The organism is Kitasatospora sp. NPDC038210, assembly GCF_055600605.1.
This window is the reverse complement of record NZ_JBVJYK010000002.1, coordinates 563,728-577,295: the sequence shown is the minus strand read 5'-3', so window position 1 is coordinate 577,295 and position 13,568 is coordinate 563,728. Positions and strand designations below refer to the sequence as shown.

Below are 13,568 nucleotides of genomic sequence, written 5' to 3'. Positions count from 1 at the left end.
TCCGCCCGGCAGGATGGCCCGATGAGCGACGATCAGCGCACCCGGACCCCGCAGACCGCCGACGAACGCGCCACCCTGGCAGGCTTCCTGGACTACCAGCGGGACACCCTCGCGATGAAGTGCGCCGGTCTGACGACCGAGCAGCTCCGCGCCCGGGTGCTGGAACCCTCCGGACTCTCCCTGCTCGGCCTGGTCCGGCACCTCGCCGAGGTGGAGCGCGGCTGGTTCCGCAACGTCCTCGCCGGCGAGGACGCGCCCGGCTTCTGGAAGCACCCCGACGGCTCCTTCGCCGAGTTCGACGTCGACACCGCCGACCCGGACGAGGCCTTCGCGACCTGGCGCGGCGAATGCGACCACGCCCGGGAACTCGTCTCCGCCGCCGAGTCGTTGGACGTCCTGGGCCACCACGGCGAGGAGGTCTTCTCGCTGCGCTGGATCGTCACCCACATGATCGAGGAATACGCCCGCCACAACGGCCACGCCGACCTCCTGCGCGAACACCTCGACGGGACCACCGGCGAGTAGCGCCGGACGGGTCGGCCGAGAGGGAGCACCAGCTCACGACGACGGCCGTCCGCCGGGGCCGTCGGACGCTGGTGCGCTGCCACTCGGGCTACAACCGCTCGGGCCCGGTGGTGGCGCAGGCACTGGTCGGGCTCGGCCGGGACACCGGTGGGGCAGTCCGGCTGGTGCGGGAGCGGCGCTCGCCCCGGGCACTGAACAACCCGGTGTTCACGGAGTACCTGAACACCGGGTTGGACGTGGCGATCCTGCTGGCCGGGCTCAACGGGTGAGCCCGGCCAGCGAAATGACGATGCGTCAGATGTCGCGGAAGGTCTCGATCCGGGCGCCGATCGAGTTGAGGCGCTCGGCCAGGTCCTCGTAACCGCGGTTGATGACGTACACGTTGCGCAGGACGGAGGTGCCCTGAGCGGCGAGCATCGCGAGGAGGATGACCACGGCCGGGCGCAGCGCGGGCGGGCACATCATCTCGGCGGCGCGCCAGCGGGTGGGGCCCTGGACCAGCACGCGGTGCGGGTCGAGGAGCTTGACGTCCGCGCCGAGGCGGGTCAGCTCGGTGAGGTAGATCGCGCGGTTGTCGTAGACCCAGTCGTGGATCATCGTGGTGCCGTGGGCGGCCGCGGCGATGGCGGCGAAGAACGGCACGTTGTCGATGTTGATGCCGGGGAACGGCATCGGGTGGATGGTGTCGATCGGCGCGGTCAGCTTGGAGGGGCGCACCGTGAGGTCGACCAGACGGGTGTGGCCGTTGTGGGCCCGGTACTCGGGGGTGCGGTCGTAGTCGAGGCCCATGCCTTCGAGCACCGCGAGCTCGATCTCCAGGAACTCGATCGGCACCCGGCGGATCGTCAGTTCGGAGGAGGTGACGACGGCGGCGGCGAGCAGGCTCATCGCCTCCACCGGGTCCTCGGCCGGGGTGTAGTCGACGTCGCGGGTGATCTGCGGGACGCCGTGCACGGTGAGGGTGGTGGTGCCGATGCCCTCGATCCTGACGCCCAGCTCCTCCAGGAAGAAGCAGAGGTCCTGGACCATGTAGTTGGGCGAGGCGTTGCGGATGACGCTCACGCCGTCGTGACGCGCGGCGGCCAGCAGGGCGTTCTCGGTGACGGTGTCCCCGCGCTCGGTCAGCACGATCGGGCGGTCCATCGGCACGCCCGGCTGGACCGAGGCGTGGTAGGCGCCGCCGGTGGTGGCGACCTCCAGGCCGAAGCGGCGCAGCGCGGTCAGGTGCGGCTGGACGGTGCGGGTGCCGAGGTCGCAGCCGCCCGCGTACGGGATCTCGAAGTGCTCGGCGCGGTGCATCAGCGGACCGAGGAACATCAGCACGCTGCGGGTGCGGCGGGCGGCCTCGACGTCCATCGCGGCGAGGTCCAGCTCGGCGGGCGGGGTGAGTTCGAGGTCGCGGCCGTCGTTGATCCAGCGGCTCTTGACGCCGATGCTGGTGAGCACTTCGAGGATGCGGTAGACCTCCTCGATCCGGGCGACGCTGCGGATCGTGGTGCGACCGGTGGTCAGCAGCGAGGCGCAGAGGATCGCGACGCAGGCGTTCTTGCTGCTGCGGACGTCGATCGCGCCGGAGAGCCGGGTGCCGCCGGCGACCCGCAGGTGCATCGGGCCGGAGTAGCCGAGCGAGACGATCTCGCTGTCGAGGGCTTCGCCGATACGAGCGATCATCTCAAGGCTGACGTTCTGCTTGCCCTGTTCGATGCGGTTGACCGCGCTCTGGCTGGTGCCGAGCGCCTCTCCGAGCTGCGCCTGGGACCAGCCACGGTGCTGACGCGCGGTGCGGATGAGGGTGCCGATACGGGTGAGGTAGTCGCCTGTCACTCGCCAGACCATATCTCATGGTTGAGATGGCAACGGAATCCAAGGGCGGCGTGGCGCTCCTTTTGTCCGTTTCTCTCCCTGTATGGCCGTCAGATCTTCACATCACCGCGCGGCGTTGTCACGCTCCCATGACAGTCGTGACGATGTCACGGGCCCAGCGGCTCCGCCCGGCCGACGACGGTTCCGGCGCGGTCGATGCAGATGACGTCCACCGCGACGGGCGAGCCCAGCAGCACGCCGAGCGCCGTCGCCCGCGCCGCCTCGGCGACCAGGTCCCCGAGCGGAACCCCTGCCGCACGGCACAGCTGCACCGCCTCCAGACCGGTGTTGGCGGCCGCCACCGCCGCGGCCAGCGCCTCGTCCGCCCCACCGCGCCGCGCCAGTTCGGCCAGGTACCCCTTGTCCACCTGGGAGCGCGCCGAGTGCAGGTCGAGGTGGCCGGCCGCGAGCTTGGACAGCTTGGCGAAGCCGCCCGCGATGGTCAGCCGGGGCACCGGGTGGCGCTTCAGGTACTTGAGCACGGCACCGGCGAAGTCGCCCATGTCGAGCAGCGCGTCCTCGGGCAGCCCGTGCACCGCGACCGCGACCTTCTCCGAGGTCGAGCCCGTGCAGCCGGCCACGTGCGTGCGCCCCGCCGCCCGGGCAACGTCCACGCCGCGGCGGATGGAGTCGATCCAGGCCGAACAGGAGTAGGGGACGACGATCCCGGTGGTCCCGAGGATCGACAGGCCTCCGAGGATGCCGAGCCGCGGGTTCCAGGTCGAGCGGGCGATCTCCTCGCCGTGGTCGACGGAGATCTCGACCACCACGTCCCCGCTGCCGCCGAACTCGGCGGCCACCTCGGCGACGGCGTCCCGGATCATCTGCCGGGGCACCGGGTTGATCGCCGGCTCGCCGACGGGCAGCGGCAGGCCGGCCTTGGTGACCGTCCCCACCCCGGGACCGGCCCGGAACACCACACCGGCGCCGGGCTCCCCGGCCCGGACGGTCGACCGGATCAGCGCGCCGTGCGTGACGTCGGGGTCGTCGCCGGCGTCCTTGACCACCCCGGCCGTGGCGTGGGGCCGTCCGCCCGTCCCCAGCTCCTCGGCGGCGAGGGCGAAGGAGGGCTGCTGTCCCTTGGGCAGGGTGACTGCCACGGGGTCGGGGAACTCGCCGGTGAGCAGCGCGGTGTACGCGGCCTTGGTGGCGGCGGTGGCGCAGGCACCCGTCGTCCAGCCGTGTCGCAGGCCGCTGCTCTTCAGCTGCCCGGCCCGGCCGCCCGGCCCGGCCTCCGCCTGGGCTCCGCCATCGGCTCCCGCTGCGGCCACCTGCGCCTCGCTTCCGACGGCGCCCCGCGCCGTCCCGTCTTCCCGGGCGGCCACCTCGGCCGCCACCGCCGATTTTCCCCCACTCACCCGGGCGGGGCCCGACCGGGGTGACCGGCGGTGACCGACGGCGGGCCGTGGCCGACGGCGGGCCGTAGCGGGCGGCGGGCCGTGGCGGGCGGAGCGCGAGCGGCAGGCGGAGCGCGAGTGGCGGCACGGGCCGCCGGGGGGCCGTGTGCGACGTGCGGAGGAGTCCTTCCGATCCGTTCCCGAAGAGTTCTCTGCACGGGTCTCGCCCCGCGGCCTACCAGTGAGTAATCTGGCCGTCCGCCAGATGCGGGTTCATGACACGTCGGTCCGGTGCACGGGTTGTCCGCCCTGCCGGGCCATCACTATGTGGGGGTTTTCTGTGGCAGGGATGAGTCGGCGTACGTTCCTCACCGGTACGTCGGTGGCCGCGGCGTGGTCGGCCTTGTCGCTCGGCGGCGCACAGTTCGCCTCGGCCGCGGCACGCGACCAGGCGCTGGCGGCCACGGCCGCGCGGGCGGTCAGAGCCACCGGGACCACCCTGGAGCAGGTGGCCACGCCGGTCGGGACCGGCGGCTACAAGCGGCTTACGGCCGGTCCGGGCTGGCCGCTGGTGGTGCGCGGCGACCTGGCGGCGGCGGGCTCCGGCCGCGACGACCGCCGCACCGGCCTCGCCAGCTTCGTCCAGTTCAGCGACCTGCACCTGGTGGACACCGAGTCCCCGGTGCGGTTCGAGTACCTGGCCCGGTTCAACGGCAGCGCCTACCGGCCGCAGGAGGCCCTGAACGCCCGCGGTGTGTCGGCCCTCGTCGAGCGGGTCAACTCGCTCGCCGGAGGCCCCTACACCGGGATGCCGTTCAGCATGGTGATGGCCACCGGTGACAACACCGACAACCACGAGCTGGCCGAACTCGACTGGTACCTCAAGGTCATGGGCGGTGGCCGACTGGCCCAGAACACCGGCGACCCGAACCGCTACGAGGGCGTGCAGAACTCCGGCAACGCGGCCTACTGGAACCCCGAACTCGCCTACAGCGACGGCTACAAGGCCAAGGGCTTCCCGCAGGTGCCGGGCTTCCTCTCCGCCGCCGGCCGCCCCTTCGACGCGCCGGGCCTGCGCACGCCCTGGTACACGACGGTCGGCAACCACGACGACAGCATCGAGGGCACCCTGCCGGACCTCGGGCTGCTCAACGACCTCTACACCGGCCAGTACAAGCTGGAGGGCTGCGACGACGCCACGGCCGCCCAGCTGATGGACTCGCTGCGCCGCGACCCGGCGGGTGCCGTGCTGCTGCTCGCCAAGCTGATCGCCAACGGCGAGGCGGTGCGCCGGATCACCCCCGACGAGCGCCGGAAGCCGTTCACGCTCAAGGAGTTCGCCAAGGCCCACCTGGACCCGGCCGCCACCGGCGCGGGCCCGTACGGGCACGGCTTCACCTCGGACATGGTGGGCAGCGGGAAGCTCTACTACACCTTCCGCATCTCGGAGAAGGTGGTCGGCATCAGCCTGGACACCACCAACCAGGCCGGGTTCGCCGACGGTTCGCTGGGCACCGCGCAACTGCGCTGGCTGGAGCAGCAGTTGAAGGCGCACAGCGGGCACTGGTACGACACCAACGGGAACCGGGTGACCGGCGGCAGCACGGACGACCTGATCCTGGTCTTCAGCCACCACACCAGCACCAGCATGGGCAACCTGCTGCCGGACCCGCGGAACATCTTCGAGAAGCGGCACGACGGCAACGAGCTGGTGGCGCTGCTGCAGCGCTACCCGAACGTGGTCGGGTGGGTGAACGGGCACACCCACATGAACAAGATCACGCCGCACGGCCACGCGGTGCCGGAGCGAGCGTTCTGGGAGATCAACACCGCCTCGCACATCGACTACCCGCAGCACGGCCGGATCATCGAGGTCGTGGACAACGGGGACGCCACGATCTCGCTGTTCACCACTCTGATCGAGTCCTCCGCGCCGTACGGCACGGACTTCGGCAGCACCTCGGACGCCAATCTCGCGGCGCTCTACCGCGAGCTGTCGTACAACGACCCGAACGGGCGGGTGACGTCGCTGCTGGGCTCGGGCGAGGACCACAACACGGAGCTGCTGCTCGCCAAGCCGACCCGCTGACGGCCGACGGCTGACGGAAAACGGATGACAGCTGACAGATGATGAAATCTGTCAGCTGTCAGCCGTTCGCCGTCACTCCGCCGCGGGGCCCTCGGCCTCCGGGTACCGCCGGGGCGTCCAGACGACCTCCACGCCGCCGCCGCGCTCGACGGCCCGGGTCTGCGAGGAGCCGATCAGCAGGATCGTCCGCATGTCGACCAGCGCCGGGTCCAGCTCGCCGAGCCGGACGATCCGCACCCGCTCGGTCGGCCCGCCGACGTCGCGGGCCATCACCACCGGCGTCTCCGGCGCCCGGTACTCCAGCAGCAGGTCCCGGGCGAGGCCGACCTGGGTGGTGCGGGACTGCGAGCCCGGGTTGTACAGCGCGAGCACCAGGTCCGCCTCGGCGGCGGCGCGCAGCCGCTTGGCCACCACGTCCCAGGGCTTGAGCCGGTCCGAGAGCGACACCGTCGCGTAGTCGTGCCCGAGCGGGGCGCCGGCCCGGGAGGCGGCCGCGTGGGCGGCGGTCATCCCCGGCAGGACCCGCACCGGGACGTCCCGGTAGGCCTCCTCGCAGGCGACCTCCAGCACGGCGGTGGCCATCGCGAACACGCCCGGGTCGCCCGAGGAGACCACCGCGACCCGGTGCCCGCGCCGCGCGAGGTCCAGCGCGTACTCGGCGCGCTCCGACTCGACCTTGTTGTCCGAGCCGTGCCGGAGCTGGCCCGGGCGCTCCGGCACCCGGGCCAGGTAGGTGGTGTAGCCGACCAGGTCGGTGGCCTCGGCCAGCGCGCCGCGCGCCTCGGGGGTGAGCCAGAGCGGTCCGGCCGGCCCGGTGCCGACGACGGTCACGCTGCCGGTGCCCTCCGACAGCCGGAGCTCGGGCTCCAGCGGCGCGACCTTGCTCGGCAGCACCGCGACCGAGAAGTACGGCACCGTCTCCTCGTCGACCTCCGCGAGCGGCGCGATGCGCTCCCCAGCCATGAAGGCCCGCTCGACGTACTGGGCGTCCGCCAGCCGCCCTGCCCGCTCCAGGGCCCGGCGGACGGTCGGGAAGGTGCGCCCCAGCTTCATGATCACGGCGGAGTCGGCCGACGCGATCCGCGCCGTCAGCTCCTCCTCGGGCAGCGTGCCCGGGATGACGGTGAGCGTCTCCTCGGCCTCGGTCAGCGGCTGTCCGAGCCGGGCCGCCGCGGCGCTGACCGAGGTCACGCCGGGCACGACCTCGGTCGGGTAGCGGTGCGCGAGCCGCTTGTGCATGTGCTGGTAGGAGCCGTAGAAGAGCGGGTCGCCCTCGGCGAGGACGACGACGTCGCGGCCGGCGTCCAGGTGGGCGGCCAGCCGGGCGGCGGCCTCCTCGTAGAAGTCGTCGAGCGCGCCCCGGTAGCCGCCGGGGTGGTCGGTGGTCTCGACGGTGAGCGGGTAGACCAGCTTCTCCTCGGTCTGACCACCCGTCAGATAGCGCTCGGCGATCGAGCGCGCGATGGACCGGCCGTGCCGGGCGCTGTGGTACGCCACCACGTCGGCCTTGCCGATGAGTTCGGCGGCGCGGACGGTCACCAGCGACGGGTCGCCCGGGCCGAGCCCGACGCCGTACAGCCGCCCGATCGAGGCGTTCTGATGCTCCGTCATTCTTCCTCGCTCGCAATCGCGTTGACGGCGGCGGCGGCGATCGCGCTGCCACCGCGCCGGCCGCGCACCACCATGTGCTCCAGGCCGGAGGGGTGTTCGGCCAGGGCCTGCTTGGACTCGGCGGCACCGATGAAGCCGACCGGGACGCCGATCACCGCGGCCGGGCGCGGCGCGCCCGCCTCGATCATCTCCAGCAGCCGGAACAGCGAGGTCGGCGCGTTGCCGACGGCGACCACCGCACCCTCCAGCCGGGGCAGCCACAGCTCCATGGCCGCGGCGCTGCGGGTGTTGCCCATCTTCCGGGCGAGCTCGGGCACCGACGGGTCGGTGAGGGTGCAGATCACCTCGTTGTCGGCGGGCAGCCGCTTGCGGGTCACCCCGCTCGCGACCATGTTGACGTCGCAGAGGATCGGCGCACCGGCGTGCAGCGCGGCGCGCGCGGAGGCGACCACGCCGGGCGAGTACACCAGGTCCTCGACCAGGTCGACCATCCCGCAGGCGTGGATCATCCGCACCGCGACCTGGGAGACGTCCGCCGGGAGGGCGGCCAGATCGGCCTCCGCGCGGATGGTGGCAAAGGACTGGCGGTAGATGGACGCGCCGTCCTTCTCGTACTCGATCACTTCGTGGTCCTCCTGGCCTCGGCGACCGCCTCGGCCATCTCCTCGTTCGTCACCTCGGCGGCCGTGGGGGCAGCCGCCGGTCCGTTCACCGTCACCCGGTAGCCGTGCCCCGTGGCGAGCACGTCCACCCACCGCCCGGCCGGGTGGCCGCAGCGCCGTTCACAGCCCGACCAGTGGACGGGCAGCGCGTCGTGGCCCCCGCCACCGGCCGCGGACCGGGGGTCGGCGTCCAGCGCCCGGGCCGCGTCCGAGCGGACGTCGGCGAGCGACTTGGCGCACCCCGGCAGCCCGGTGCAGGCGGTGGCCCGCTCCCAGGGCGAGCCCGGCTCGGTACGGAAACCGGCCCCGGCGAGCGCGGGCAGCAGGTCGGCGGAGGCGCCGGGCACGACCGCACCGCGCCAGGGCGTCAGCCGCAGCTCACCGGCGGAAGCCGTCGCGGCGGCGACCAGCGCGCGCCACTGAGCGGCGCTCGCCCGGCCGAAGCGCAGGCCCACCGAGAGCCCGCCGGGAAGCGCGCCCACGGCGGGCGCCGCTCCGGCGAAGGCGGGCAGCGGCACCGAGCCGGCGGGCAGCAACTCGGGCACCTCGCGCAGGTGCCAGGCCGTTCGGCCGCTCGTCCGCAGGGCGTCCAGGAAGGAGCGGGCCGCGTCCAGCACGGCCGTCACCTCCTGCCCGGCCTCGACCGGGTGCCCGTGGCCCGCGCGCCCGAGGCGCAGCAGGGCGGGCCGGTCACGGTCCGCGGTGGCGGCCCCCGAGCCTGCGATCAATGTCACATCGGCGTCGAGCGCGGCGACGTCGCCCCGCCCGTCGTCCAGCGCGAACAGGAACTTGCCGGAGAGCCCGGCCGCCCACTCGCTCGCGCACAGCCGCGCGTCCAGTTCCCGTACCCAGGCCCGGACATCGGCGGAGTCCGTGCCGTCCAGCCCCGCCAGCGGCGAGGCGACGATGTTGCGGACCCGCTCGTGGGTGTCCGAGGGCAGCAGACCGACGGCGCGCAGCCGCTCCGCGAGGTCCGCCGCGCACTGCGGTGCCAGGCCGCGCAGCTGGACGTTGCCGCGCGAGGTGGTCTCCAGCTCCCCGTCGCCCAGGGCCTCGGCGGCCTCGACCAGGGCGAGCGCCTGACGGTCCGTCAGCAGGCCTCCGGGCAGGCGGATCCGGGCCAGGGCGCCGTCGTCGGCCTGGTGCAGACGCAGCGCTCCGGGGCAGGCGTCCCCGCGCCCCCGGTCGGGCACCTCCCGGTCGGGCACGGCGGCGCCCGGCGCGGTGGCGTCGGGTGTCGGTGGCATGGCGGCGAGCATACAGATGATCCGATCGCTTGCCTCCGTCCGCTGCATCACACTCCGGCGCACCCGCCGCGTACGCCGGGCGGCCGGTCCGCACGACGGACAGCCGTGCGCCGGGCGGTCCGGAGCCCGCGACCGAAAGCTCACTCTCCCCCAGGTCAGCCGTACCCCGTACGATGCTGGGCGGACGGTCCGGCGGACCGTCCGCACACGCCAGCGACGGCGCAGGGGAGGAAACCGGTGCAAGCCCGGTGCGGTCCCGCCACTGTGACCGCGGTTCACCGGGAAACCGGTCGGCCGCGGGAGCCAGGAACTCCTGCCGTCCTCCACCGGCCCGGGGCGCGGACCCCGAGGAAGGCAGAAATGCACCAGCGCTGTCGCATGCCCGCACACGCGTCCACGGCCGTCCCCACGGCCACTCCGGCTCACTTCACGGCCGTCCCGGCCCATTTCACGGCCGTCCCGGCCACCGACGAGGCCGGGAGGGCCTTCGCATGATCCTGCTGCTGTCGACGTCCGACACCGACCTGCTCAGCGCCCGTGCCTCCGAGGGGCCGGTGCGCTACCGGCTCGGCAACCCGGCCCGGCTGACCCCCGAGGACCTGCCCGCGCTGCTGGAGGGCACCGACCTCGTCGTGGTCCGCCTGCTCGGCGGACGCCGTGCCTGGCAGGAGGGCCTGGACGCACTGCTGGCCGGCCCCCGCCCGGTCGTGGTGCTGACCGGTGAGCAGGCCCCCGACGCCCAGCTGATGGAGCTGTCCACCGTCCCGGCCGGCATCGCCGCCGAGGCGCACGCCTACCTCGCCCACGGCGGCGCGGCCAACCTGGCCGAACTGGCCTCGTTCCTCTCCGACACCGTGCTGCTGACCGGCCACGGCTTCGCCCCGCCCGCCTCCGCCCCGGCCTGGGGCCCGCTGGAGCGCGAAGCCCGTACCGGCGACGGCCCGACGGTCGCGGTGCTCTACTACCGCGCCCACCACATGAGCGGCAACACCGCCTTCGTCGAGACGCTCTGCCGGGCGATCGAGGACCAGGGCGCCCGCGCCCGGGCCTACTACTGCGCCTCGCTGCGCGGCGCCGAGCCCGAGCTGCTGGCCGCGCTCGGCGAGGCCGACGCGATCGTCACCACCGTGCTCGCCGCCGGCGGCACCCGCCCGGCCGACGCACAGGCCGGCGGCGACGAGGAGGCCTGGGACGCCGGCGCGCTCGCCGCCCTGGACCGCCCGATCCTGCAGGCGCTCTGCCTGACCTGGTCGCGCGCCCAGTGGGAGGCCAGCGACGACGGCCTGTCCCCCCTGGACACCGCCACCCAGATCGCCGTGCCGGAGTTCGACGGCCGCCTGATCAGCGTCCCGTTCTCCTTCAAGGAGCTGGACGAGGACGGCCTGACGGTCTACGCCGCCGACCCGGAGCGCGCCGCCCGCGTCGCCGGCACCGCCGTCAGCCACGCCCGGCTGCGGTACGTCCCGGCCGCCGAGCGCCGCCTCGCGCTGGTGCTGTCCGCGTACCCGACCAAGCACGCCCGGGTCGGCAACGCCGTCGGCCTGGACACCCCGGCCAGCGCCGTCCGCCTGCTGGAGCGGCTGCGCGAGGAGGGCATGGACCTCGGGCACGACCTGCCCGGCTTCGACGGCACCGAGGACGAGGGGCACGAGGGCGACGCGATCATCCACGCCCTGATCGCGGCCGGCGGCTACGACCAGGACTGGCTCACCGAGGACCAGCTGGCCCGCAACCCGGTGCGCATCCCCGCCGCCGACTACCGCCGCTGGTACGCCACCCTCCCGCAGGCGCTGCGCGAGCAGGTCGAGGAGCACTGGGGCCCGGCCCCCGGCGAGCTGTACGTCGACCGCTCGCAGAACCCGGACGGCGACATCGTGCTGGCCGCGATCCGCTCCGGGAACCTGCTGGTCCTGATCCAGCCGCCGCGCGGCTTCGGCGAGAACCCCGTCGCCATCTACCACGACCCCGACCTGCCGCCGAGCCACCACTACCTGGCCGCCTACCGCTGGATCGAGGCCTCGCAGGAGGACGGCGGCTTCGGCGCCCACGCCGTGATCCACCTCGGCAAGCACGGCAACCTGGAGTGGCTGCCCGGCAAGACCGCCGCGCTGTCCGCCGAGTGCGGCCCGGACGCCGTGCTCGGCAACCTCCCGCTGGTCTACCCCTTCCTGGTCAACGACCCGGGCGAGGGCACCCAGGCCAAGCGCCGCGCCCACGCCACCCTGGTCGACCACCTCGTCCCGCCGATGGCCCGCGCCGACTCCTACGGCGACATCGCGCGCCTGGAGCAGCTGCTGGACGAGCACTCCAACATCGCCGCGATGGACCCGGCCAAGCTGCCCGCCATCCGCGCCCAGATCTGGACCCTCATCCAGGCGGCCAAGCTCGACCACGACCTCGGCCTGGACGAGCGCCCCGAGGACGACGGCTTCGACGACTTCCTGCTGCACGTCGACGGCTGGCTCTGCGAGGTCAAGGACGCCCAGATCCGCGACGGCCTGCACGTCCTCGGCCAGGCGCCGACCGGCACCGACCGCGTCAACATCGTGCTCGCCATCCTGCGCGCCCGGCAGATCTGGGGCGGGGTCAGCGCCCTGCCCGGCCTGCGCGAGGCGCTCGGCCTGGACGAGGCGGCGCTGACCCTCGGCGCCACCGACGCGGCCGAGGCCAGGGCCCGCGCCCTGGTCGAGGCCATGGAGGCGCAGGACTGGGCGCCCGAGGCGGTCGAGAAGGTCACCGCCGAGCTGCCGGAGACCGTCCGGGAGGCCGTCCACGAGGTGCTGACCTTCGCCGCCACCCAGGTGGTGCCGCGCCTGGCCGCCACCACCGACGAGCTGGACGCCGTGCTGCACGCGCTGCAGGGCGGCTTCGTCCCGGCCGGCCCGTCCGGCTCGCCGCTGCGCGGCCTGGTCAACGTGCTGCCGACGGGCCGCAACTTCTACTCCGTCGACCCCAAGGCCGTCCCCAGCAAGCTCGCCTGGGAGACCGGCCAGGCGCTCGCCTCCTCGCTGGTCGAGCGGTACACCGCCGACAACGACGGCGCGTACCCGCCCTCGGTCGGGCTCTCACTGTGGGGCACCAGCGCGATGCGCACCGCCGGCGACGACATCGCCGAGGCCTTCGCCCTGCTCGGCGTCCGCCCGGTCTGGGACGACGCCTCCCGCCGGGTCACCGGCCTGGAGCCGATCCCGCTGGAGGAGCTGGGCCGCCCGCGCATCGACGTGACGCTGCGCATCTCCGGGTTCTTCCGCGACGCCTTCCCGCACGTGGTCGCCCTGCTGGACGACGCGGTGCGCCTGGCCGCCGCCCAGGAGGAGGCCGACTCGGACAACTTCGTCCGGGCCCACGTCCAGGCCGACCTGGCGGTGCACGGCGACGAGCGGAAGGCCACCGTCCGCGTCTTCGGCTCCCGCCCGGGCACGTACGGGGCCGGCCTGCTCCAGCTGATCGACAGCCGCGACTGGCGCACCGACGCCGACCTCGCCGAGGTGTACACGGTGTGGGGCGGCTACGCGTACGGGCGCGGGCTGGACGGGCGGCCGGCCCGCGAGGAGATGGAGACCGCGTACAAGCGGATCACCGTCGCCGCGAAGAACACCGACACCCGCGAGCACGACATCGCCGACTCGGACGACTACTTCCAGTACCACGGCGGCATGGTGGCCACCGTCCGCGCGCTCACCGGCAAGGCGCCGACCGCTTACATCGGCGACTCCACCCGCCCGGAGACGGTCCGCACCCGGACGCTGACCGAGGAGGCCGCCCGCGTCTTCCGCGCCCGCGTGGTCAACCCGCGCTGGATCGAGGCGATGCGCCGGCACGGCTACAAGGGTGCCTTCGAGATGGCCGCGACGGTCGACTACCTGTTCGGCTACGACGCCACCACGGGCGTGGTCGCGGACTGGATGTACGAGAAGCTGACCCAGGAGTACGTGCTCGACCCGGTCAACCGGGAGTTCCTCGCGGGCGCCAACCCGTGGGCGCTGCACGGGATCAGCGAGCGCCTGCTGGAGGCGGCGAGCCGCGGGCTGTGGGAGCAGCCGGACCCGGAGCTGATCGCGCAGCTGCAGGCCGCGTTCCTGGAGACCGAGGGGGACCTGGAGGGCGACGAGGGCTGAGGTCTCCCGGGCGGTCTCGCGGCCTCCCGGTCTCGCGGACGGCCTCCCGGCCTCCCGGCCTCCCCGGACGGTCCCGCGGCCGTCCGGGGAGGCGGGGCGGCAGCTCGCTGACGGTG

9 protein-coding genes and 1 riboswitch are annotated in these 13,568 nt (G+C 73.7%); of the genes, 4 read left to right on the top strand and 5 right to left on the bottom strand.

Translation table 11 applies throughout. The annotated features are described in order from the left end of the window. The first annotated feature begins 21 nt into the window (after positions 1-21). Positions 22-525 carry a DinB family protein gene (locus ACZ7KX_RS06020; RefSeq protein WP_470325500.1) on the top strand — a complete coding sequence of 168 codons (504 nt, stop codon included), beginning with the start codon at positions 22-24 and terminating at the stop codon, positions 523-525. A gap of 71 nt (positions 526-596) precedes the next feature. Further along, positions 597-794 carry a hypothetical protein gene (locus ACZ7KX_RS06015; RefSeq protein ID WP_470325499.1) on the top strand — a complete coding sequence of 66 codons (198 nt, stop codon included), beginning with the start codon at positions 597-599 and terminating at the stop codon, positions 792-794. A 25-nt stretch (positions 795-819) separates the two neighbouring features. On the opposite strand, the gene ACZ7KX_RS06010 is transcribed toward ACZ7KX_RS06015, so the two are convergent. After that, on the bottom strand, positions 820-2,349 hold the full coding sequence (locus ACZ7KX_RS06010; RefSeq protein ID WP_350524200.1) for a UDP-N-acetylglucosamine 1-carboxyvinyltransferase: 1,530 nt from the start codon (positions 2,347-2,349) through the stop codon (positions 820-822). Between the two features lie 146 nt (positions 2,350-2,495). After that, positions 2,496-3,659, bottom strand: coding sequence for a cobalt-precorrin-5B (C(1))-methyltransferase (locus ACZ7KX_RS06005; RefSeq protein ID WP_470325498.1), 1,164 nt, complete (start codon positions 3,657-3,659; stop codon positions 2,496-2,498). Between the two features lie 415 nt (positions 3,660-4,074). Here ACZ7KX_RS06005 and ACZ7KX_RS06000 point away from each other — a divergent pair, with 415 nt between their 5' ends. After that, on the top strand, positions 4,075-5,814 hold the full coding sequence (locus ACZ7KX_RS06000) for a TIGR03767 family metallophosphoesterase (protein WP_470325497.1): 1,740 nt from the start codon (positions 4,075-4,077) through the stop codon (positions 5,812-5,814). Positions 5,815-5,886: 72 nt separating this feature from the next. Here ACZ7KX_RS06000 and ACZ7KX_RS05995 read toward each other — a convergent pair whose 3' ends face one another. Genes ACZ7KX_RS05995 through ACZ7KX_RS05985 form a run of 3 tightly spaced genes read right to left on the bottom strand, consistent with a single transcriptional unit; the run spans position 5,887 to position 9,334 of the window. Beyond that, complete coding sequence (locus ACZ7KX_RS05995; RefSeq protein WP_470325496.1) at positions 5,887-7,425, bottom strand: precorrin-2 C(20)-methyltransferase; 1,539 nt, start codon at positions 7,423-7,425, stop codon at positions 5,887-5,889. Further along, positions 7,422-8,048: a precorrin-8X methylmutase gene (locus ACZ7KX_RS05990; RefSeq protein ID WP_350524196.1), complete on the bottom strand. Its 627-nt coding sequence runs from the start codon at positions 8,046-8,048 to the stop codon at positions 7,422-7,424. Before ACZ7KX_RS05990 ends, ACZ7KX_RS05995 begins: the two co-directional genes overlap by 4 nt. Further along, on the bottom strand, positions 8,045-9,334 hold the full coding sequence (locus ACZ7KX_RS05985; RefSeq protein WP_470325495.1) for a hypothetical protein: 1,290 nt from the start codon (positions 9,332-9,334) through the stop codon (positions 8,045-8,047). Before ACZ7KX_RS05985 ends, ACZ7KX_RS05990 begins: the two co-directional genes overlap by 4 nt. Positions 9,335-9,561: 227 nt before the next feature. Then, positions 9,562-9,647, top strand: a riboswitch (cobalamin riboswitch). Positions 9,648-9,825: 178 nt separating this feature from the next. Between ACZ7KX_RS05985 and cobN the strand changes: the two genes are divergently transcribed. After that, on the top strand, positions 9,826-13,452 hold the full coding sequence (gene cobN, locus ACZ7KX_RS05980) for a cobaltochelatase subunit CobN (RefSeq protein WP_470325494.1): 3,627 nt from the start codon (positions 9,826-9,828) through the stop codon (positions 13,450-13,452). Positions 13,453-13,568 lie beyond the last annotated feature (116 nt).

What these genes read in the sequence shown, in the direction of transcription:
- ACZ7KX_RS05985 (WP_470325495.1), bottom strand. Translation starts at nt 9,334, where the DNA reads ATGCCACCGACACCCGACGCCACCGCGCCGGGCGCCGCCGTGCCCGAC.
- ACZ7KX_RS06020 (WP_470325500.1), top strand. Translation starts at nt 22, where the DNA reads ATGAGCGACGATCAGCGCACCCGGACCCCGCAGACCGCCGACGAACGC.
- cobN (WP_470325494.1), top strand. Translation starts at nt 9,826, where the DNA reads ATGATCCTGCTGCTGTCGACGTCCGACACCGACCTGCTCAGCGCCCGT.
- ACZ7KX_RS05995 (WP_470325496.1), bottom strand. Translation starts at nt 7,425, where the DNA reads ATGACGGAGCATCAGAACGCCTCGATCGGGCGGCTGTACGGCGTCGGG.
- ACZ7KX_RS06000 (WP_470325497.1), top strand. Translation starts at nt 4,075, where the DNA reads ATGAGTCGGCGTACGTTCCTCACCGGTACGTCGGTGGCCGCGGCGTGG.